General features: G+C 71.5%; 14 protein-coding genes and 1 pseudogene. 4 read left to right on the forward strand and 11 right to left on the reverse strand.

The genetic code is table 11. The features are described from left to right. The 4 genes from ACZ4FV_RS34860 to ACZ4FV_RS34875 all read right to left on the reverse strand — a co-directional run. Nucleotides 1-3,819, reverse strand: a 3,819-nt coding sequence (locus ACZ4FV_RS34860; protein WP_465324306.1) for a type I polyketide synthase, incomplete at its 3' end; no start/stop codon positions are given. Between the two features lie 172 nt (nt 3,820-3,991). Beyond that, complete coding sequence (locus ACZ4FV_RS34865; RefSeq protein ID WP_395861821.1) at nt 3,992-4,186, reverse strand: ferredoxin; 195 nt, start codon at nt 4,184-4,186, stop codon at nt 3,992-3,994. 8 nt (nt 4,187-4,194) lie between these two features. Continuing rightward, nucleotides 4,195-5,385 (reverse strand): cytochrome P450, encoded by a 1,191-nt coding sequence (locus ACZ4FV_RS34870; RefSeq protein WP_402241366.1) that lies wholly within the window; start codon nt 5,383-5,385, stop codon nt 4,195-4,197. 92 nt (nt 5,386-5,477) lie between these two features. Then, a complete protein-coding gene (locus tag ACZ4FV_RS34875; protein WP_395861817.1) occupies nt 5,478-5,867 on the reverse strand; it encodes a nuclear transport factor 2 family protein in 390 nt (129 codons plus the stop codon). A 704-nt stretch (nt 5,868-6,571) separates the two neighbouring features. Between ACZ4FV_RS34875 and ACZ4FV_RS34880 the strand changes: the two genes are divergently transcribed. Further along, a complete protein-coding gene (locus tag ACZ4FV_RS34880) occupies nt 6,572-9,340 on the forward strand; it encodes a helix-turn-helix transcriptional regulator (RefSeq protein ID WP_465324309.1) in 2,769 nt (922 codons plus the stop codon). Between the two features lie 100 nt (nt 9,341-9,440). Here ACZ4FV_RS34880 and ACZ4FV_RS34885 read toward each other — a convergent pair whose 3' ends face one another. Continuing rightward, nucleotides 9,441-11,039 carry an ABC transporter permease gene (locus ACZ4FV_RS34885; protein ID WP_395861813.1) on the reverse strand — a complete coding sequence of 533 codons (1,599 nt, stop codon included), beginning with the start codon at nt 11,037-11,039 and terminating at the stop codon, nt 9,441-9,443. Continuing rightward, nucleotides 11,036-12,037 (reverse strand): ABC transporter ATP-binding protein, encoded by a 1,002-nt coding sequence (locus ACZ4FV_RS34890; RefSeq protein ID WP_395861811.1) that lies wholly within the window; start codon nt 12,035-12,037, stop codon nt 11,036-11,038. The genes ACZ4FV_RS34885 and ACZ4FV_RS34890 overlap by 4 nt, the downstream gene beginning before the upstream one ends. A 68-nt stretch (nt 12,038-12,105) precedes the next feature. On the opposite strand from ACZ4FV_RS34890, the gene ACZ4FV_RS34895 reads away from it, so the two are divergent. Then, on the forward strand, nt 12,106-12,642 hold the full coding sequence (locus ACZ4FV_RS34895; protein WP_465324312.1) for a GbsR/MarR family transcriptional regulator: 537 nt from the start codon (nt 12,106-12,108) through the stop codon (nt 12,640-12,642). An 835-nt stretch (nt 12,643-13,477) separates the two neighbouring features. On the opposite strand, the gene ACZ4FV_RS34900 is transcribed toward ACZ4FV_RS34895, so the two are convergent. Next, nucleotides 13,478-13,636 carry a hypothetical protein gene (locus ACZ4FV_RS34900; protein ID WP_402241357.1) on the reverse strand — a complete coding sequence of 53 codons (159 nt, stop codon included), beginning with the start codon at nt 13,634-13,636 and terminating at the stop codon, nt 13,478-13,480. A 189-nt stretch (nt 13,637-13,825) separates the two neighbouring features. Between ACZ4FV_RS34900 and ACZ4FV_RS34905 the strand changes: the two genes are divergently transcribed. After that, nucleotides 13,826-17,038, forward strand: a complete 3,213-nt coding sequence (locus ACZ4FV_RS34905; protein WP_465324314.1) for a tetratricopeptide repeat protein — start codon at nt 13,826-13,828, stop codon at nt 17,036-17,038. Nucleotides 17,039-17,159: 121 nt separating this feature from the next. Here the strand turns inward: ACZ4FV_RS34905 and ACZ4FV_RS34910 are convergent. The 4 genes and pseudogenes from ACZ4FV_RS34910 to ACZ4FV_RS34925 all read right to left on the reverse strand — a co-directional run. Further along, nucleotides 17,160-17,373, reverse strand: a pseudogene (locus tag ACZ4FV_RS34910) (NAD(P)H-dependent glycerol-3-phosphate dehydrogenase); the annotation flags it as partial. Between the two features lie 1,518 nt (nt 17,374-18,891). Continuing rightward, nucleotides 18,892-19,647, reverse strand: coding sequence for a tetratricopeptide repeat protein (locus tag ACZ4FV_RS34915; RefSeq protein WP_465324316.1), 756 nt, complete (start codon nt 19,645-19,647; stop codon nt 18,892-18,894). A 296-nt stretch (nt 19,648-19,943) separates the two neighbouring features. Continuing rightward, nucleotides 19,944-20,702, reverse strand: a complete 759-nt coding sequence (locus tag ACZ4FV_RS34920; protein ID WP_465324381.1) for a serine hydrolase domain-containing protein — start codon at nt 20,700-20,702, stop codon at nt 19,944-19,946. Continuing rightward, the gene (locus ACZ4FV_RS34925) at nt 20,654-21,019 is read right to left on the reverse strand and encodes a serine hydrolase (RefSeq protein WP_465324383.1); all 366 of its coding nucleotides are present in this window, start codon (nt 21,017-21,019) and stop codon (nt 20,654-20,656) included. The genes ACZ4FV_RS34920 and ACZ4FV_RS34925 overlap by 49 nt, the downstream gene beginning before the upstream one ends. Between ACZ4FV_RS34925 and ACZ4FV_RS34930 the strand changes: the two genes are divergently transcribed. Beyond that, the gene (locus ACZ4FV_RS34930) at nt 20,981-21,355 is read left to right on the forward strand and encodes a hypothetical protein (protein ID WP_465324393.1); all 375 of its coding nucleotides are present in this window, start codon (nt 20,981-20,983) and stop codon (nt 21,353-21,355) included. The two genes, ACZ4FV_RS34925 and ACZ4FV_RS34930, sit on opposite strands and share 39 nt — an antisense overlap. Nucleotides 21,356-21,386 lie beyond the last annotated feature (31 nt).

Here is a 21,386-nt window from a genome sequence, read left to right on the forward strand (position 1 = left end):
ACCCTCGGACCAGCCCGTACCGTCCGCGGCGGCCGAGAACGCCTTGCACCGACCGTCCGGCGACAGACCACGCTGGCGACTGAACTCGACGAACATGCCGGGTGTGGACATCACCGTCACGCCGCCGGCCAGGGCCATCGAACACTCGCCGGCACGCAGTGCCTGCACGGCGAGATGCAGACTCACCAGGGACGACGAGCACGCGGTGTCCACGGTGACGGCGGGCCCCTCGAAGCCGAACGTATAGGCCAGGCGTCCGGAGACGACGCTGCCGGTGTTCCCGGTGAGTAGATAGCCCTCGGAGCCGTTGGCGGCCTCGTCCAGCCGCGCGCCGTAGTCCTGGTTCATCGCGCCGACGAACACACCGGTCCGACTGCCGCGCAGCGCGGCCGGGTCAATGCCGGCCCGCTCGAAGACCTCCCAAGACGTTTCCAGGAGCAGCCGCTGCTGCGGATCCATCGCCAGCGCCTCACGCGGCGAGATCCCGAAAAAGCCCGCGTCGAAGTCGGCGACGCCGGCCAGGAAGCCGCCGTGCCGGGCGTAACTGGTGCCCACCTTCGAGGAGTCCGAGCCGGAGTCGACCTCCGGGTCGTACAGTCCCGCCAGGTCCCAGCCCCGGTCCTCGGGGAACGGCGTGATGGCGTCCCCGCCCGCGGCCACGAGTCGCCACAGGTCCTCCGGTGAGCCGATCCCACCGGGCAGTCGGCAGGCCATGCCGACGATGGCGATCGGGTCGTCGTCGGTCGGCCGTCCGGCCGGGTGCTCCGGCCCGCTGTCGAGCCCGGGACTGTGGGCGGCGGCCGGGTCGACGCCCGGACGATCCCGCGCGGCGTCGACGACCAGCGCGACGAGGTGGCGCGCGACGGCGGCCGGCGTGGGGTGGTCGTAGGCCAGCGTGGTCGGCAGCCGAAGCCCGGCGTCGGTGTTGACCCGGTTGCGGAATTCGACGGCGCTCGGCGAGTCCAGGCCCAGGTCCTTGAACGTCTGCTCGACGTCGGCCGGCCCGAGCGCGGGACGCCCCAGCACGGTCGCGGCGTGCGCGAACGTCAGGTCGCGGACGGCCTGTTCCCGGCCCTCCCTGGGCAGCCCCGCAAGGCGGTCGGCCCACGCGGACCGTGTCGGCCCGGTGTCGGCGGGCGTCTCGGTCGTGCCGCCCAGCCAGTGGCGTTCGCGCTGGAACGCGTAGGTGGGCAGGTCGACCCGGCGCGCCCCGGCCCCGAGGACCGGGCGCCAGTCGACCGTGACGCCGCGCACGTGCGCTTCGGCCAGGGCGGTGCGGAAGCGCTCGGAACCACCGTGGTTGCGGCGCAGGGTTCCGAACGCGACGGCGTCCGACCCGGTGTCCTCGATCGTCTCCAGGATGCCCGTGGTCAGGACCGGGTGGGCGCTGGACTCGATGAAGACGTCGTGTCCCCCGGCGAGCAGGGTCCTGATCGCGTCCTCGAAGCGGACGGTCTGGCGCAGGTTGGTGTACCAGTACTGGGCGTCGAGGCGTGCGGTGTCCAGGAGTTCGCCGGTCACCGACGAGTGGAAGGGGGTGTGCGAGGTGCGCGGCTCGATCCCGGCCAGGGCTCGCAGCAGGGATTTGCGGATCCTGGAAACCTGGGTGGAGTGCGAGGCGTAGTCGACCGGGACGCGCCGTGCCCAGATTCCCTGTGCCGCGCAGATGGCGAGGAGTTCGTCCAGGGCGCCCGGCTCGCCCGAGACGATGACGGATGCCGGACTGTTGACCGCGGCGACCGACAGCCGCTTCTTGAACGGTGCGATCAGTTCGGTGATCCGGTCGGCCGAGACGCCGACCGACGCCATGCCGCCTCGGCCGGACAGGTCGAGGAGCGCCTTGCTGCGCAGCGCGACGACCTTCGCGCCGTCGTCGAGCGAGAGCGCGCCGGCGACGCACGCGGCCGCGATCTCGCCCTGGGAGTGGCCGACCACCGCGGCGGGCCGCACGCCGAACGAGGCCCAGAGCCCGGCGAGTGAGACCATCACCGCCCAGAGCACGGGTTGTACGACGTCGACCCGCTCCAGCCAGTCGTCGGACTCCGAGCGCAGGATCGAGGTCAACGACCAGTCGACGTACGGCGCGAGCGCCGCCTCGCAGTCGGCGATCCGCTCGGCGAAGACCGGTGCGGAGTCCAGCAGGTCGGCGGCCATCCCCAGCCACTGCGAACCCTGACCGGGGAAGACCAGCACCGTGCGGCCGGCGGATCGCGCCACCCCGGTCACCACGCCCGGCGCCGGTTCCCCGGCGGCGAGCGCGCTCAGGCCCTCGACCAGTTCGGCCCGGCCGCCCGCGATCACTACGCCGCGATGCGCGAGCGAGGACCGTGCCGACAGGAGCGAGTAGGAGAGGTCGGGCAGGCCGAGGTCCGGCCGGTCCGTGACGAAGCGGGCGAGTCGGCCGGCTTGTGCGCGCAACGCCTGATCGGTGTGGCCGGAGACGACCAGGGGCAGGGCCCCCGCGGCCGAAGCCGGGACTCCGGCTCCGGTGCCGGTGGTTGTGTCCGCCTCGGCCTCGGACAGCACGACGTGGCAGTTAGTCCCGCCCATGCCGAACGAGCTCACCCCGGCGATCCGCAATCCCGCTACGGCCGGCCACGCGGTCGGCTCCGTCGGCACCTTCAGGCGCAGTTCGGCCAACGGGATGTCGGGATGGGGCTCCGCGTAGTTCAGGCCGGCCGGGATTTCCCGGTGGGACAGTGCCAGGGCCGTCTTCACCAGGCCGATCACCCCGGCCGCGGCCTCCAGGTGGCCGACGTTGGTCTTCGCGGAGCCCACCGGCAGGGGGAAATCGGCGTTCCGGGCGGCTCCCAGGACGGCGCCCAACGCGGCGGCCTCGACCGGGTCCCCGAGCCTGGTGCCGGTTCCGTGCAACTCGACGTAGCCGACCCGGGCCGGGTCCACGTCCGCCTGCTCGTACGCCCGGCGCAGCACGTCCTGTTGCGCGGTCACGCTGGGCGCGGTCAGCGTCGCGCCGCCGCCGTCGTTGTTGACGGCGCTGCCGCGCAGGAGGCAGTGGATCCGGTCGCCGTCCGCGAGCGCGCGCCGCAGCGGCTTGAGCACCAGCACCGCGCCACCTTCGCCGCGGACGTAGCCGTTGGCCCTGGCGTCGAAGGTGTAGCAGCGTCCGTCCGGGGACAGCGCGCCGAAGCGCTCCATGCGGTCGGTGGACTGCGGGGTCAGGATCAGGTTGACCCCGCCGGCCAGGGCCGTCTCGGATTCGCCGGAGCGCAGGCTCTCGCAGGCCATGTGCACGGCGACCAGGGAGGAGGACTGGCCGGTGTCCACGGTCAGGCTGGGGCCGCCCGCACCCAGGAAGTAGGAGACGCGGTTGGCGATGATGCTGCGGTGCAGGCCGGTGGTGCTGTGCGCGGTCACCGCGTCCGGGCCGTCGGCCTGGAGCAGCAGCGAGTAGTCGTCGGAGAAGGCGCCCACGAACACGCCGGTTCGGGTGCCGGCCAGCGTGGCGGGCACCGTGCCCGCGTCCTCCAGGGCCTCCCAGCTCAGTTCCAGCATCAGGCGCTGGTGGGGGTCCATGGCGGCGGCCTCGCGCCCGGAGATGCCGAAGAAGGACGGGTCGAAGCCGTCGACCGAGGCGAGGAAGGACCCCCGACCGGACACGCCGCCGATGCCCGGTCGATCCGCGGCGGGAGGCCCGATGGTGTCGGCGCCCTCGCGCAGGAGCCGCCAGAAATCCGCCGGCCCGTGCACGCCGGGCAGCCGGCACGAAATGCCGACCACGGCGATCGGCTCGTGCCGGCTTGGACCGGAATGCCCGTTCGCGGACGTTTCGATGCCGGGACGGTCCCCACGTACCATGTCAAGCCCCTCAGTTCTCAGCCGGTCGCGGTTGTGGCCCGCCGCAGGCCCGCCGGGTCCTCCCGGAGGCGCTTGCCGATCACTTCCCTGACGCACTGCCGTTTGGGCCGCGCCGTCGAATACGGCGATTCGCGGCGGCCCTGCCCACGACCCGCCCGATGGGGCCGGGGTTTTACTCGGCGAGCTCGACCGCCCCCGATGGGCAGAGCCTGGCCGCCTCGCGGACGGCTTCGTGCAGTTCGCCGGGCGGCTCCGCCAGGATCAGGACGACCAGGCCGTCGGTCTCGTCCTGATCGAACACCTCCGGTGCCTCCAGCGCGCACATCCCGGCGCCGCAGCACTGCTCGCGATCCACGTCGATTCGCATCGGCCCGGCTACCAGGCGACCGGCATCGAGGCGACGCCGTAGATCAGCATGGTGTCCCGCATCCGGACCTCTTCCTTCGGTACGGCCAGGTGCAGTCCGGGGAAGCGGTGAAAGAGGGCCTCGAAGCCGATCCGCATCTCGATCCGGGCCAGTTGCTGGCCGATGCACTGGTGGATGCCGTGTCCGAAGGAGAGTTGACCGCGGCCGCCGCGGGCGAAGTCGAGGCGGTCGGGGTCGGCGTAGTGCTTGGGGTCCCGATTCGCCGCGAAGGCCGACAGGGTGACCGTCTCGCCGGCCCGCATCGGACAGCCCTCGAACTCGAAGTCCTCGAGGACGCCGCGGATCGGACCGTAGTGATTGACCGTCAGGTAGCGCATCAGCTCCTCGACGGCGCTCTCCATCGTGGTCTCGCCCGCGCGCAGCATGGCGAGTTGATCGGGGTTGGTGAGCAGCGCGTAGGTGCCGAGCGAGAGCATGTTGGCGGTGGTCTCGTGCCCTGCGGCCAGCAGCAGGAAGCAGATGTTGGTGACCTCCTCCACGGTCAGCTCCTCGTGCGCGGCAAGACCGCCGAGCATGTCGTCGGAGGGCTCGGGGCCGCGGCGCCGCTCGACCAGTCCGCTGAGGTACTTCTGCATCGCCTCGAGTGCGGCGTAGGCCTGCTCGATCGGGGTGTTGGTGTCCTGGATGACGGTGGAGTTGTGCTGGAAGACGTCGCGGTCCTCGTAGGGGACGCCCAGGAGTTCGCAGATCACCAGCGACGGGACGGCCAGGGCGAAGGCGGGCACCAGGTCGACCGGCGGGCCGGCCTCCGCCATGGCGTCCAGCGCGTCGTCGGCGATCTCCCTTACGCGCTCGGCCAGTTGATTCATCCGGCGGAGCGTGAACAGGCCGGTGAGCAGGCGGCGATACCTGGTGTGCTCGGGCGGATCGGTGTAGACGAAGAACCCTGGTTTGGCCGGGGTGGGCTCCTGCGCCTGGATCGGCGAGCGCAGCAGGTCCTTTTGTGAGCTGAAGCGCAGGTCGGCCAGGGCCGCACGGACCTGGTCGTACCCCGTGATGAGCCAGCCCTCGCTGCCGTCGGGATAGCGCAACCGGTCGACGGGGCACGCGCGCTGACGCTCCAGCAGCTCCGGCGGCGGGTCCAGTGGCGTGGTGCGCGTGACGGGCAACGGCTGGGCCGCGGCCGGAACCTCGGTCATCTCGTGATCCTTCCTGTCGGCGGGGTGTCGCGGTCTCCGGCGATTGCTTCGCGGGTTCGCGCGTCGCGGGGCCGGGGTGGCCGGCGGCTCGGTCAGCCGAGCACCTTCATGTCCGTGTCGCCCCACAACGCGCGCAAGTCCTTGACCAGGCCGTCCTCCCGGAAGCGGACGATGCCGATGATCGAGATCGAGATCCGCTTCGGGTAGCTGCGCGGACGCAGTTCGACGGTGGCCGGCAGCACCACGGTCTCGCCGTCGTGGGCGGCCACCGGTGTGCCGGGGCGTTCCTGCGCGCGGTCGTCGACGACGGCCCGGGTGATGTGCGCGCGCAGCGCTTCCCGGCCCACCTGCTCGCCGGAGCCGACCGGGTCCTCGAACACCACGTCGGGGGCGAACAGTTCCAGGACGCCCTCGACATCGCCGGCGTTCATCCGGCGGCAGTATTCGAGCGCCAGGGCCTTGCGGGTCACCTCGTCGGGCACGCCGACTCCTTCCGGGCAGGGCAGCGGCGAAGTTGCGGGCGCGGAGACCGGACCGGTCGGCCCCTCGCCGGTGAAACGGTGCGGTCCGCGAGGCCGCGTCGCGCGGGATCGGCGGCTCGCCTGCGTCACCGCCGACCGCCGAACCGAGAAGCCGCTCTCACACGTCCCAGTGTTCGATCACCTGCCGATCGGGCACCACCCCTGTTTGCCACCCCTAACCACCCCGGGGCACACCGCGATGGGGGGGTTGACCTGCACGGGAGCTCAAGGGGAGCAATGCGGGGGCGCGGTGGGACGGATGCCGCGCGCCGGTGACCGGCGGCGGCGCCGGACCGGCCGACCGGCCGGTGGAATGGGCGACATACCCGATCTGCGGACGTGTTTCGGCCCACATCAGGCTTACGTCAAGGAACCTCGAACGGCCCCGATAGCCCTGCTACTGTGATCTCACGGTAACCCCCAGCGACCACAACGCGACCTCTGTCGAGGCAGTCGAGGGCCGGCTGCGCAGTCGGGCACCGGAACCTCGGTGCGGCAGCGTGGCACCCGTCGGCGTTTTCGTGTCCCCATCACTAGCGTGAAGGAAGGTACATGGAGACCATCGAGAGCCGATACACCCTGTGCGCGAGACTGACTCCGCTCATCAGAACCCGGACCCGAGACAGCCCCGTGTGGGTCCGCGCCGTCCGCGATGAGACCGGAACGTGAGCGCGCGGGAGCGTTCGGAAGCGAGCGCGATCATGGCCGGTCTACTGGCCGGATCGCTGGTCGGCGAAAGCGGGATCGCCGTCGTCAGCGGCCCCGTGGCCATGGGCAAGACGACACTGTTGGCCACGTTCACCCAACAGGTGCGTGCGGCCGGTGGGCTGGTGCTCCCAGCCGTGGCGTCCGAGTCCGAGGCCGGCATCCCATTGGGGGTGATCGCCCAACTACTCCAGGAAGCCTCGCCGTCGGCCCCGGTCGGCGAGCAGGTGAACCAGTTGCTGGCGATCGGCAGGGCGTACCTGACGGCCTCGCCGGGGGAATCGCCGGCGCGACTGTCCACGGTGGACGCCCAGATCGTCCAGTCCCTGTGCGGGGTTCTGCTCGGCCTGGCCGGACCCCGGCCGCTGGCCTTGGTGGTCGATGACGTCCAACACGCCGACCCGGCCTCGATCGCCTGTCTCGCCTATCTGGCACGCCGCATGCACAACACCCCGCTGCTCGCGGTGTTCAGTCACGGCGACCCTCCCGACGACCGATGCGCGGAATTCGTCGAGCAGTTGCTTCGGTTGCCGCACGCTCGCGAGGTCCGGCTGCCGCCGCTCGACCTGGATCAGGTGCGCGATACGGCGGCGGCCCGGCTCGGCACCGGCGTCGCGGAGCGGGCCGCGGTGTGGGCGCTGCGGGTGAGCGGCGGCAATCCGCTGCTGCTCGACGGGGTCCTCGAGGACTGCCGCCTCGGTGGGCACGCCGCGTCGACCGCGGGCTACACGCGGGCGATGCTCTCGTGTCTGCACCGGAGCCCGTCACCCGCCGAGCCGGTCGCCCGGGCACTGGCCGTGTTGGGTACGCCGGAGCCGATCGCCCGACTGTTGGGCCTGGAGGCGGGCGAGGTGACGCGGTGCCTGGCGGCGCTCGACACCGCGGGTCTGCTGGAGCAGGGTCGCTTCCGGCATCCCGGGGCGGCCTCGGCGGTGTTGGCGGACCTGGGCCCCGCGGCCACCGCCGCACTGCACCGGGACGCGGCCGAACTGCGCTACGCCGAAGGCGCGTCCGCCGCCGTGGTCGCCGAACACCTCCTGGCGGGACAGGGGTTGCGTACGTCCTGGTCGGTGTCCGCGCTCGACGCGGCCGCCTCGTCGGCGCTGTCCGAGGGTCGGGGTGTCAAGGCGATCGAATACCTGCGCCTGGCCTGCACGCTGAGCGGAAACCGGAAGGAACTGGCCCGGATTCGGGTGGCCTTGCTGCGCGTGGAGCGACGGATGGGGCCCGGCATCGCCGAGCAGCAGATCCCCGGCCTCCTGCAGGCGGTGCATACCGGCTGTCTGGGCAGCGGGGAGACGCTGGCCGTGGTCAGAGCGCTGCTGTGGGACGGTCGTTTCGAGGCCGCCACCGAGGCGTTGAAACATTTGACCGACTCGGATCGGTGCTCGGGCCCCGAGACGGTGATGGAACTGCGTGCCGCCCGGCTGTGGATGCGCTGTTCGTACACCCCGCTGCTGGGGCTGCTGCCGAGTACCGAGGAGAACCCGCAGGAACTCTGCGGCACGCCCTCCACCACCGAGAGCCGCCGCCGCTACGACGCGGCGACCGTGCTCGACTCGGTACTGACCCAGGAGGCTTCCCATCGCGCGGTACCCAAAGCCGAAAGGATCCTGCACGGCAGCCGGTTGCACGGCACCGACCTGGACACGATCGAGTGCGCGCTGCTCGCGTTGACCTACGCGGAGCGGCCCGCGCTGGCGCGGCCGTATTGCGACGAGTTGATCGTCGCGGCGCAGGAGCGGGGCGAGCCGGGCAGCGAGGCCAGGCTGCACGCGCTGCGGGCGGAGATCTGCATCCGCCTGGGCGATCTGCCCGGAGCCGTCCTGCACTCGACCGCCTCCTTCGACGTCGTGCCCACCGGTGAGTGGGGACCGGCCGTCGGCTCTCCGCTGGCCAGCATGATGATCGCGCTCACCTCGATGGGGCGTGAGGACGAGGCCGCGGAACTGCTCTACCTGCCGATACCCGAGACCATGCTGCAGAGCCGATCCGGGCTGCATTACCTGCACGCGCGCGGGCGGTACTGCATGGCGGTCCGGGATTGGGACGGGGCGCTGGCGGACTTCCAGAGCTGCGGTGAGCTGATGACGCGCTGGGGCATGGACGTGCCGGGTCTGATCGCGTGGCGCAACGACGCGGGCGAGGCGTGGTTGCGGATGGGTGAGCGGGACCGCGCCCGCGCGCTCCTGGAGGAGCAGTTGAGCCGCAGCGAGCGTGGCGGTTCGGCGCGCACCCGCGGGGCGACGCTGCGGCTGCTGGCGGCCACGCACGAGCCGCGCAGACGTCTGGTGCTGCTGCGGCAGGCCGTCGACGCGCTGCAAGAGAGCGGGGACCGCTACGAGTTGGCGCGCGCGCTGGCCGACCTCACCGACATGTACAACGCGGTCGGCGAGACGCGGCGGGCCCGGGTGATCGGCTCCCAGGCGCGGATCATCGCGGACAAGTGCCAGGCGGAGCCGTTGAGCAGGCTCCTTCCCACGGACCGCGACCAGCCCGACACCGAACCCAAGGCTCCGGCCGCGCTGCTCACCGATGCGGAACAGCGCGTCGCCGACCTGGTCGCGCTGGGGCATACGAACAGTGAGATAGCCAAACTGCTCTACATCACGGTCAGCACGGTGGAGCAGCACCTGACCCGGATGTACCGCAAGGTCGGAGTCAACGACCGGGCGCAGTTGGCCTCCGCGCTGTTCACCGGGCCGCACACGCAGGCGATCGGCGTGTAGGACGGACCGGCGGGCACCCGGCCGGGGTTCCCGGCCGGGCGCCTCTTGGCGCCGTGCTCTTTTCGAAGGTGAAGGGCTCAGGCGGGCTTCGGTATGCCGGTCACGCGAGCAGGTCGCGGCGGCGGAACGCGGCCAGGGCCGCGGCCAGTCCGACCAGCGCCAGCGCGCTCATCACCACCAGCGGCGTCGCGGCGACCGCGTTGCCGGGGAGTTTGGGCACGTGCGCGAAGGGCGAGATGTCCAGCACGTAGTGGCTGACCTTCAACTCCGGGCCGACCAGGGTCAAAAAGGCGAAGAGACCCAGGAGGCCCCACCCGACGCCCGTCCAGCGGGGGAACGCGGCGAACACCAGTACCGCGAGCGCCACGATCAGCAGGACGGCCGGGAGTTGCGCGAACACGGCGCCGAAGGTTCTGCCCGACATCCGTCCCACGTCGTGCGCGCCCAGCCCCGCGGACAGGCCCAGGCCGAATCCGGCGGCGGCCAGGATCACCACGGCGCCGGCCACCGCCAACGCCAGATGGCTCAGCAGCCAGCGCGCGCGACTCGGCGTGCCGGCGAAGATGAGCTCGATCCGGCCGGCGGCTTCCTCGCCGCGGGCCCGCACGATCACGCTGAGCGCGAAGACAGCCGCCATGATCGCGAACACGCCCACGACGGAGGACACATACGCGTCGGCCATGTTCTGCGAACCGCCGAGTTCGGACATGATCCGCTGCACCCGGTCACTGCCGGTGAGCACGTCCACGTCCCGGACGAAGGAGCCGAACACCAGCGCCGCCGTCAGGACGCCGATCGCCCAGCCCAGCAGGGCGCCGCGGTGCATCCGCCAGGCCAGACCGAAGGTGCCGCGGGTGTCGGCGCCCCCCTGGGCGGGTCCGGGTCGGGCGGGCAGTACACCGGAGCCGAAGTCCCGCCTATCCAGCAGCCGTAGCGCCAGCGCGATCAGCCCGGCGGCCGCGGCCGCGGGGACCGCCAGCACCTGCCAGCGGTCGCCCGCGTACGGCCGCACCTGCTCGGTCCAGCCGATCGGTGAGGCCCACAGCAGCCCGGTGGCGCCGTGACTCATGTCGGCCACCGCGCGCACCAGGTAGCAGACGCCGAGCAGAGTGAGCGCGACCGTGTTCGCGGTGCGCGAGGCCTCGAAGAGCTGGGCGCAGACGGCGGCGACGCCGGTGAAGACGATGCCGCACGCCGCCATCGAGAGGCCGAGGGCGAAGGCACCGGCCACCGGCAGGCCGAAGACGGGCAGGATCGCGCCGATCACCACGCCCACGCCGAGATTGACCGAGAGCACCAGCCGGAGCGCGGCGACCAGTGGCGCCTTCCGGTCCACGATGCCCGCGGCGACCAGTTCCTGACGGCCCGTCTGCTCCTCCGCCCGGGTGTGCCGGACGACGAGGAGGATGGACATCACCGCGGCCAGTACGGCGCCGAGCACCGCCGAGCGCCAGGTGGTGATGGCGCCGAGCGAGGTGTTCGTGATCCGCCCGTAGAGCGCGGCCGCTCCGGACGCGGCTCCGATCCCGTCGACGAAGGTCTGCCGCGACGCCTGGTCGGGGAACAGCCCCTTGATGCTGTACGCGGTGGAGGCCACGCTGCCGATCAGGGCGTACGCCCACAGGGGCAGGATGATCCGGTCGCGGCGGGAGGCGAGCTTGGACAGCTCGCGCAGGCCGGCCAGGCTGCCGCCGCTCACTGCTTGACCTCGGACTGCTGCTCGCCGCGCTGCTTTTCGACGGACTGCCGTTCCTCGGACTGCCTTGCCCCGGGCTGCCGTTCGCCGGGCTGCGCCTGACCGGACCGCTGCTCCCCGGAGTAGTAGCGCATGAACAGCTCTTCGAGCGTGGGCGGCCGGCTGACCAGCGATCCCAGACCCGCGTCGGTGAGCACGCGCAGCACCTTCTCCAGCGCGTCCGGGTCGACCTGGCAGCGCACCGAGAGCCCCTCGACCCGGAGGTCGTGCACGCCGGCGATGGTGTCGAGGCCGCTCACCGGCCGGGACACGGTCGCGGTGATGGTGGTGCGCGAGAGGTGGCGCAGCTCGTCGAGCGTGCCGGTGTCGACCCGGCGGCCTTCGCGGATGATCGAGACCCGGTCGCAGAGTTCCTCGACCTCGCTGAGGATGTGGCTGGACAGCAGGACGGTCGCGCCGCGGTTCTTGGCCTCGGACACACACGCGCCGAAGACCGCCTCCATCAACGGGTCGAGGCCGGAGGTCGGCTCGTCCAGGATGAGCAGTTCGGCCTCGGAGGCCAGCGCCGCGACGAGCGCCACCTTCTGGCGGTTGCCCTTGGAATAGGCCCGGCCCTTCTTCCTCGGGTCCAGCTCGAACCGCTCCACGAGCGCGTCCCGCCGCCCCTTGTCCAGACCGCCGCGCATCGAGCCGAGCAGGTCGATCGTCTCGCCCCCGCTCAGGTTGGGCCACAGGCTGACATCGCCGGGCACGTAGGCGAGTCTGCGGTGCAGCGCCGTGGCGTCCTGCCACGGGTCGCCGCCGAACAGGGTGGCGATGCCACCGTCCCGGCGCAGCAGGCCCAGCAGGACGCGAATAACGGTGGACTTGCCCGCGCCGTTGGGCCCGAGCAATCCGTGCACCTCACCCGGTGCCACCTGCAGGTCCAGGCCGTCGAGGGCGACCGCCCGTCCGAAGTGCTTCCGCAGTCCTGAGGTGTGGATCACATCGATTGCGTTCACGCCCCGGATGCTACAGTTACTTCACGTGTTTGTGAAGCTTCATAATGTAATGCACACAGGTCATCCGGATGGGTGTGCGAGAGTGGCGCACCACGACGGCGGAGGAGTTGGTGAGCGTGGCGGACGGCCGCGACGAGCAGGCCGCACGGCACTTCGTCGAACAGATGGCGATGCTGTTCGCCGACTGGGGCTTCCCCAGGATGAGCGCGCGCGTACTGATCACCCTGATGGCGGCCGAGGAGCGCGGGCTGACCGCGGGCGAGCTGGCCGACCGACTGGCCGCGAGCCCCGCCGCGATCTCGGGCGCGGTCCGCTACCTCACCCAGGTCGGCCTGGTCGCCCGCGAATCGGTGCTGGGCTCACGCAGCGACCTGTACCTGCTGCCCGACGACTCCTGGTACACCGGCACCGCGACCAAGCAGCACCTTTTCGCCCAGCTCATCGCCGCGACCGACAAGGGTATCGAACCCCTCGGCGGCCCCGACACGAAGGCGGGCGCCCGGATGGCGGAGATGCGCGACTTCTTCGCCTTCGCTCAGCAGGAGATGGCGGGCGCCCTGGCGAAGTGGAAGACCCTGCGCGGCCGGCCGCCGGCGCGGCCGTGACCCGACCGACCCCGCACGCGCACCGGATCGCCGATGCCGGGGCGACTCGATATGCACCAAGGCCCGGGACCGGTCCTTGTGTTCGTCCGTTGAGGTCGAAGCCGACCCGCGCCGGCTGCGAGGGTCGTCTCCTTGAACTTCGTCGAGCCGGTCTCCTCGGACTCCTCGAACTCGGTGCGTGGGCCACGCCTCGACGTCGGTGCCCATGGAAAATCGCCAGGTGGCGCCATACGCCTGGAGGGGTGAATCGACCGCCGATCGGTTTGTTGTTTGCTTCGGTGCGCGGTAGGAATTCCGCCCGGGGGCGCGGCGTGTGGGACTCCTCCGCAGGCGCGTGCCCACATGAGGGGACGCGCTCGTGCCGAACTCGCCCGTGCGAAGCGCCGGTACAGCCTTGGAGGACGGGACGTTCGCGTTCTCGTTTCGCGGCGTGGGGATGACCGACGGTGCGGGCGAGTCCGCGTCCGTGCACCGATCCGGTCCTGTGTTGAACAGCATTTGAGCAGTTCCTCCCACAACCGGGCGCTGGCGGAGGGAATCGCCCGATGGTCCGACGTGATGAGCCTGGTTGCGCGCCGCCGGCCGTCGACCACAGCGTTCCGTCACCGGCCCGCTCGCCGGGAACCAGCACCGGCACACACCCCGGAACCCACAAACCGACGACGAACGCGACCGGATCGCGGGGACCACCGGCCACATCCGCCAACGACAGCTCGGTGCGATGGTGAAGGTGTGAGGTTCGGGGTGAGATCGCGAGCCGGGGCGCGGGGTCGATTCCCCGCGCCCCGGCTCCCTCACCGAGTCGATACCGGTTCGACGGTGGTTCGGCCCCGGATCAGTGGTGGGTGATCCACCAGATGATCCAGGTGCCGGTGGCGCTGCCGGCACCAGTGGCAAGGCCGCGGGTGGCGCTTGCGGCGAGGGAGCGGGCGGCGCGCATCAGGCGGCTTCGGGTCGCGACGGTGGGGGCGTTGGTGGGTTGGTCGTCGTTCACGGTGGTCTCCCCGAGTGGGTGTGAACCCCGGGCGGGTTCATGTCGCCCCATCGAGCACTCACGGACGTTTTTCCGGCGACGGTCCCCGGGCCGGTCGTCCGTCTCTAGGCTGCTGGGGCCGGGTGCGCGGGTTATCCGGTGGTCGTCCGGACCGGATCCGGACCGGACAACGCGAGAAGGTCGGGGTTCGTGGCGGGCGATGCGGGGGGCAAGGCGACGGAACTGGCGCGGTCGCTGTGGGAGTTGTGGAAACGGGCCGGGTCGCCCACCTACGAGAAACTCGTCCACCAGGGCGCCCTGCAACAGCCCGAGGTGGAGTTGAACACCACCTCGCTCGGAGAGTGGTTCAACGGACGCGCCGTGCCCGCCGATCCGGTGCGGTTCGCGTTCCTGGTGACCTGGCTGGAGCACGAGGCCCGCGGGCGCGACCGCGCCTACGTTGCGACACCGGTCGCGGCGTGGGAGCGGCGGCGAGGCGAGGCGGTGCGCGAGCGCCGTCCCGCCGGACGCCCCCACACGACGCGCACCGTCGAACCTGCGTCCGGGGGCGGGGGTTTCGTGGGTCGGCCGGTTCGGGATTTCACGGACGCGTTCGCGTTGGAGGTGCACCGGGCGATCGACGCACCCGAGCACGCGCGGGATCGGTTGCCGGTGTTGCCGGTGTACGTCGCGCGCGACCACGACAGGGTGCTGGGCGAGGCGGTGCGGCGCGCGGCGGGTGGGGAGAGCGTGATGGTGACGTTGGTGGCCGGGTCCTCCACCGGCAAGACCCGCGCCTGCTGGGAAGCCTTGCAAGGTGTGCCGGACGGGTGGCGGTTGTGGCATCCCATCGCTCCGGGCCGTCCCGAGGCCGCCGTGGCCGAACTGTCCGCCGTAGGGCCGCGCACGGTCGTGTGGCTCAACGAGGCCCAGTTCTACCTGGAACCGGCCGGGATCGGCGAACGCGTCGCGGCCGAACTACGCGAACTCCTGCGCGACCGCTCTCGCGCGCCGGTCCTGGTCCTGGCGACGCTGTGGCCGGACCCGTACTGGATCACCCTCACGACCCGGCCCCCCACCGACCGGCCGGACCCGCACGAGCAGGCACGAGCCCTGCTCGAGGGCACCGACCTCCACGTCCCCGAGACGTTCACCGGTGCGGACCTGGCGGCCCTCCGCGCAAGAGCGAGCCAGGACCCGCGACTGGCGAACGCCCTCACCAGCGGGGACGACGGACGCATCGCCCAGTTCCTCGCGGGCGCCCTTGCGCTGCTCAAGCGCTACAAGCTCGCCCCGGCCGGCGCGCGGGCCGTGATCGAGGCCGCCATGGACGCCCGCCGCCTCGGCCACGGACCCGCCCTGCGCCAGGCGTTCCTCGAGGACGCCGCCGACGCCTACCTCACCGACCACCAATCCGACGCCCTCACCGACGACTGGTTCGAACAGGCCCTCGCCTACGCGACCAACGTCGCCGGCGTCTACGGCGCGAGGGCGCCGCTGACCCGCATCCGCCCCCGACGCCGCACCCGCGACACCGCCGACGAAGGCGCGACCTACCGCCTCGCCGACTACCTCGAACAACACGCACGCCACACCCGCAGCCGCCTGTGCCCGAGCGCCTCGTTCTGGACCGCCGCCCACGACCACGCCCACACCACCGACGACATACGCAACCTCGCCGACGCCGCACGCGAAAGACTCCGGCTGCGCCACGCCGAACGCCTGTACCGCAAAGCCGCCGACGCCCGAGACCCACACGCTCTGGAACACCTGACCCAGCTGCGGGAGCAGGCCGGGGACCTGGACGGCGCCGAACGCATCGCCCACGAAGCCGCCGACACCGGAAACACCACCGCGCTGACGCGGCTGGCCGCACTGCGGGCGAAAGCGGGGGACCGGGACAATGCCGAACGCCTGTACCGCAAAGTCGCCGACGCCGGAAACGCCTACGCGCTGACGACCCTGGCCCAGCTGCGAGAGCAGGCGGGCGACCTGGAGGACGCCGAACGCCTGTACCGCAAAGCCGCCGACGCCGGAGACACCTACGCGCTGACGCACCTGGCCCGGCTGCGAGAGCGGGCGGGGGACCGGGACGGCGCCGAACGCATCGCCCACGAAGCCGCCGACACCGGAAACACCTACCCGCTGACGCGGCTGGCCGCGCTGCGGGAGGAGGCCGACGACCTGGACGACGTCGAACGCATCGCCCTCAAAGACGCCGACGCCAAAGTCACCGAGGCGCTTACGCGGCTGGCCGTGCTGCGGGAGCAGGCGGGCGACCTGGACGACGCCGAACGCCTGTACCGCAAAGCCGCCGATGCCGGAGACGCCGACGCGCTGGCGTACCTGATCGGGCTGCGAGAGGCCGCGGGAGACCGGGACGGCGCCGAACGCCTGTGCCACGCAGCCACCGACACCGGACACCCCTACGCGCTGGCGTACCTGGCCAAGCTGCGGGAGGCTGCGGGAGATCGGGACGGCGCCGAACGCCTGTGCCACGAAGCCGCCGACGCCGGAGACACCACCGCGCTGACGTACGTGGCCGAGCTGCGAGAGAAGGCCGGCGACCGAGACGGCGCCGAACGCCTCTATCGCGAAGCCGCCGACACCGGGGACACCGACGCGCTGACGCACCTGGCCAGGCTGCGGGAGGAAGCGGGGGACCTGGATGGCGCCGAACGCCTGTACCGCGAACTCACCGACACCGAAGACGCCGAAGACACCATCACGCTGGCGCACCTGGCCGGGCTGCGGGAGAAGGCCGGGGACCGGGACGGCGCCGAACGCCTGTACCGCGAAGCCGCCGACGCCGGAGACACCACCGCGCTGACGAACCTGGCCCGGCTGCGGAAGAAGGCCGGGGACCGGGACGGCGCCGAACGCCTGTGCCACGAAGCCGCCGACGCCGGAGACACCACCGCGCTGACGAACCTGGCCCGGCTGCGGGAGAAGGCCGGGGACCGGGACGGCGCCGAACGCCTGTACCGCGAAGCCGCCGACGTCGGAGACACCACCGCGCTGACGAACCTGGCCCGACTGCGAGAGCAGGCCGGCGACCGAGGCGGCGCCGAACGCATCGCCCACGAAGCCGCCGACGCCGGATACCCGTACGCGCTGACGCACCTGGCCGAGCTGCGAAAGGAGGCCGGGGACCGGGATGGCGCAGAGCGCCTGTACCGCGAAGCCGCCGACGCCGGAGACACCAGCGCGCTGACGAACCTGGCCCGACTGCGAGAGCAGGCCGGCGACCCAGGCGGCGCCGAACGCATCGCCCACGAAGCCGCCGACGCCGGAAACACCACCGCGCTGACGAACCTGGCCCGGCTGCGGGAGGCGGCGGGAGGCCGGGACGGCGCAGAACGCCTGTTCGTGTTGCTTCGTCGCGGTCTCGACGCCGACGACGTGCCACCCGTCGGCGGGTAGACCAGCGGACCGGGAGGGGGTGCCGTGGGGACTCCGGTCGAGACCCGATCGTCGGGGACAGCGAACCGACAACAGGCACCAGGAGGTGTAGGGCGGCCCCGACGCTCTCCGCCGGATCCCACGTACACCAGTCGGCGAGGTGGTGGCCGAAGGTCCGGTTACGCGACAGGGGCGAGGAACAGGTGGCGACCAGGTCGCCCAGGCCGGCGAGTCCGGCGGGAGTGGGCGCCCATATCGACGGCGAGGCGGGTGATCTCGGCGAGTCCGCAGGTGACGAGCATCGCGGTGGCGTCGTGGCCGGGGCCCATGCCGGAGGCAATGCCCACCGCCGGCGCGCAAGCCGGTCGTCATCGTGATTTGGCGGATGAGCGCTTCAGCCGGCGAACGGCCTGGCCCATCTGTCCGCCACGCCTTCTACCCTCTCCGCCATGCGCTACCTGGCAGATCCTTCGCCTGCGGTGCTTTGCGCCGCAGCCGGCCCGTCGAGCAGTTCCTCGGTCCGGTTCGAGCCGCCGACCGTTTGGGCATCCACTACGTCGAGCGGCGGGCGCCAGGGAGGGTCGCGGTGGGGTGCACGCCCGGTGGGCGGGAAGGGCGGGGGTGTTGACGGCGACAGCCTCGAAGAGCAGGGCCTTGGCCACCTCACGGGTCGGTCCAGGCATGGCGGTTAGTACCGCTTTCCCTGTTTCATCCTGCGAATTCGCCAGATCCCGATCGACAAGCTGATGACCGTGATGACGGTGAGGATGATCGCTCCCACCGGCCAGAAGGGAGTGGGGTCGTCGGCGGCCAAGTGGAGGGGCGGCATGGCGTGACCTCACTCGTCAGTCGTGCAAACGGCACCGCCGGATGCGGCTCCCGGCGGACGACTGCCCGCGATCGACCCGGGCATGCTCGGGTTGCCCGTGCGAAGGTCTGCGGGTTGGTGCGCACCGACCGACGACGCGTGCGAGCGCACCCGGCCCGAGTGCGTGCGGTTCCCGATGCGCGCCGCGCCTGTCCGCAGCCGGATCACAGTGGGTGGTGTTCAGGCCGATGTGGGTGGTGTCGGGTTTTCCTGCGCGGGTCCAGGGGTGGTGGGTTTCCTCGATTTGCTGCCACAGGTTACGCGGCCCGGCTTCGTGGGCGACGGATTTGAGGCCGTCGGCGTGGGTGACGGCGGCGATGGAGAGTCCGCTGCCGGTGTCCTGGCCGTACAGCCACAGCGTGCCGGGGACGGCCTGGGGGACGCAGTGCGGCACATGGAGCCCGATGAGGAACTCGACCGGGTCTCAGGGGCTTTCGCCGATGACGTCGTTCGGCGCGAATCGCACTGCCGGACCGCCGCCGTGTGCCGCCGCAACCGGGCGCATCGTGCCGGAACCGGGAACGAAACGGCCACGCAGAAGGCGACCGTGCGACAAACCCGGCGGGGCGGCTCAGCATTCGTTCGCGCCCTTTCGGCCGTCCACAGGTCCCGTTGTCCCGGACCGGGAACGGGCCGGACGGGCGTCCAAGCCCGAGCTGGCGGCAATTCCCGGCGCTGCGGTGCGGGTTCGGTCATGCTGTCGGCATCGTGTCGTCTTGTGGGACAAGTGCGGGGTATGGCGTTCGACTTGCGGTTTCGTCCCTGGACCAGCGCCGGGTTGTTGGAGTTGGTGTTGGCGGTCCGTAACCGCGAGGTGGAGGCTCCCGATCCGCTCCTAAGTCGTGGCCGACGCCGAGCGGGAGGCGCGGCGCCGCCACCTCACCCCGAACCGCTGCCGCAGCCGGGCGGGATACGGACGGTACGCACCGATCGGCAGGTACGGCCCGACGAATTCCCGCTCCGTATCGGTCGGTTGTCCTCGCGTCACCACAGACGATCCACGGGATCAGGACTGCCCGGACGATGAATCCCACGGATTGTCCACAATCGGATACAAGTCGTGTTCGTTTCGGATTTGGTTGGCGCCTTGAGTGAACGCCGCGGCGAACTGGGTGTCCCCCAGGGCCGCCCGGGTGGCGGCCGAGATCCTGTCGATGTCGCCGCGCTCTCCGGGTGGCAATGGTGCCCTCACCGAAGCCCGGGTTTCGGTGGCCGCCCCAAGGAGCCGCGCTGCGTGCCCGTGTCTGCCGGCGAGTGCCGACGCGCCCGCGAGCCCCTCCAAGGCCAGGGCCACGGCTCGCGGATCACCCGTGCGGCCGGCTGCTTCCAGGCCTTCGCTGTGCAACTTCATGGCCGTCTCGGCGTGCCCGCGCAGTTCGGCGACGAAGCCGAGTTCGGCCGGAAGCAGGGCTGTGCCGTTGTCGGCGTCGAATCGGTGGTTCCATTCCAACCAGGTCCGCAAATACTTTTCCGCGTCGTCGAGTCGCCCCTGCCGCCGAGCTCCCAGCGCCGGCCCCACTTCGGCGAATTCCTGGGCCGGTTTGTCGCCCCGTTCGAGGGCGAGCAGTCGGCCACGTTCGTGATATTGCTCGGCCAGTGCGTAGTTCTGCGTCAGTAGGGCGATTCTGCCGAGTTCGGACCATCGGGTCGACGCGTCGGTCCAAAGGCCGAGGGTTTCGGCGATCCGCAGCCCTTCGCGATGCCACCGGCTTGCCTCGGAGTAGTCACCCGCGACCTCCGCGAGTCTGCCGAGCATCCCCATCGCCTGGAGCTGCCCCCACTCGTCGCCGATTTCCCGAAAATGCGCGAGGCTCTCGTGGCCGTCGCGCCGGGACGCGGCAAGGTCGCCGCAGATGTAGCTCTGCGTGCCGGGTGGCCATGACCACGACGGTGCCCCGGTGGCCGGTGTCGGGCGCCAGGACGTTGCTGCCGCCGCCCAGGACCCAGGGGTGGTCGGGGAGTTCGGCGGCGAGGTCGGGCCAGGCGGTGGGGTCGGTGTGGATGCGGAGACGGTCGGCGGGGCCGCCGAGGCGCAGGGTGGTGTGGTCGGCGAGAAGGTCACCCATGGTGAGCCTCCGAGGTGGTGAAGGGGTCAGGTGGTGGTGAGGGTCTTGCGGGCGAGGGTGCGCAGTGGGGCGAGGCGGGGGCTGGGCGGGCCGTGGTAGACGGCGTTGGTGCAGATGGCGATGTAGCGGCCGGTGGTGGGGGCGAGGTACAGGCTCGTGCCGGTCCACCCGTGGTGGTAGACGACGTCGCCGTCGTCCGCGATGAGCCACGCGAGTCCTCGGTCGAGCCGGGTTCGACCGGTGCCTGGGGGGTGCTGGAGGCGGTGAGCCAGGCGTGGAGTGGGTGTTCGGGGTGGAGGAGGTGTTCGGCGTAGCCGGCGAGGTCGGCCGCTGTGGTGAAGACGCCGGCGTGGCCGGCGATGCCGCCGAGGAGAGCGGCGTTGTCGTCGTGGACGCCGCCCCAGATCCGGGGTGCCCCGGTGAGGCGCTGTTCGGTGGGTGCGACGTGTGGGCTCCGGGTGACGGGTCCGTAGGTGGTGTCGGTCATGCCGAGGTCGGTCCACAGTTCGGCGGCGAGTTCGTGCAGGGGTCGCCGATGAATGTGGGCGAGGGCCGGGCCGAGGAGGATGAAGCCCCGGTTGAGGTAGCGGTGGCGGCCCGGGGGTTCTTCCAGGGGTTCGCGGCACAGGAGTTCGGCGAGTGGGGCGGGGTTGCCGCGGTAGCGGTCGAGGCGGGTTTCCGCGCGCAGTCCGCTGGTGTGGGTCAGGAGTCGGCGGATGGTGGCGCCGGCGCCGGGGGCGTCGCCGGTGATCGGGGCAGGTAGGCGCGTACCGGGGTATCGAGGTCGAGGAGTCCGGTGTCGAGGGCGCGGCCGATCAGCGGCCAGGTGGCGACGACCTTGGTGAGCGACGCGGCGTCGTAGACGGTGTGTTCGGTGGGTGGGGCGTCGCCGCATTCGGGGCGACGACGCCCGCGGTTGCCGTGTGCCGCTCCCCCGCAGCGGTCCCGCAGGCCTGGGCACGCGTCGGCGATCCACCGGCCACGGCGACCGCGGACCCCGCGCGGGACACGCTCCCGAAACTCGAACCGGTGGCCAGTGACGCCGATGGAGGAGCGGTGCTCGCGGATCCCGGCGACCCGGCACGCTCCACGTGCGCGCGGTACGCGGCGTACATGTCCATCCCGGACACCGGCGCCACGCCCGAGGACGGGCGGTTCGCGCCCGGCGCCCACACCACGGTGCTGCGTCAGGAGATCATCGGCGACCGGGACGCGCGAATCAGGCGGTCCGTCACCGTGACGGCGCGCGAGAATCGAATCGCGCCGGTCTTCCGCACCACGGCGGGCAGTTCGTTGGTGCCGTGTGCGCTGAACAAGATCGTCGAGACCGCGGTGGCCGATCCCGAGGTGAAGCCGAATGCGGAGGGCCCGGACCTGGTGGCGTTGTTGGGGCTCCCCCGCTAATCTGCTCTGCTGGTTCGTGCGAATGGGCCGC

This window comes from Embleya sp. NPDC025285 (assembly GCF_055558835.1).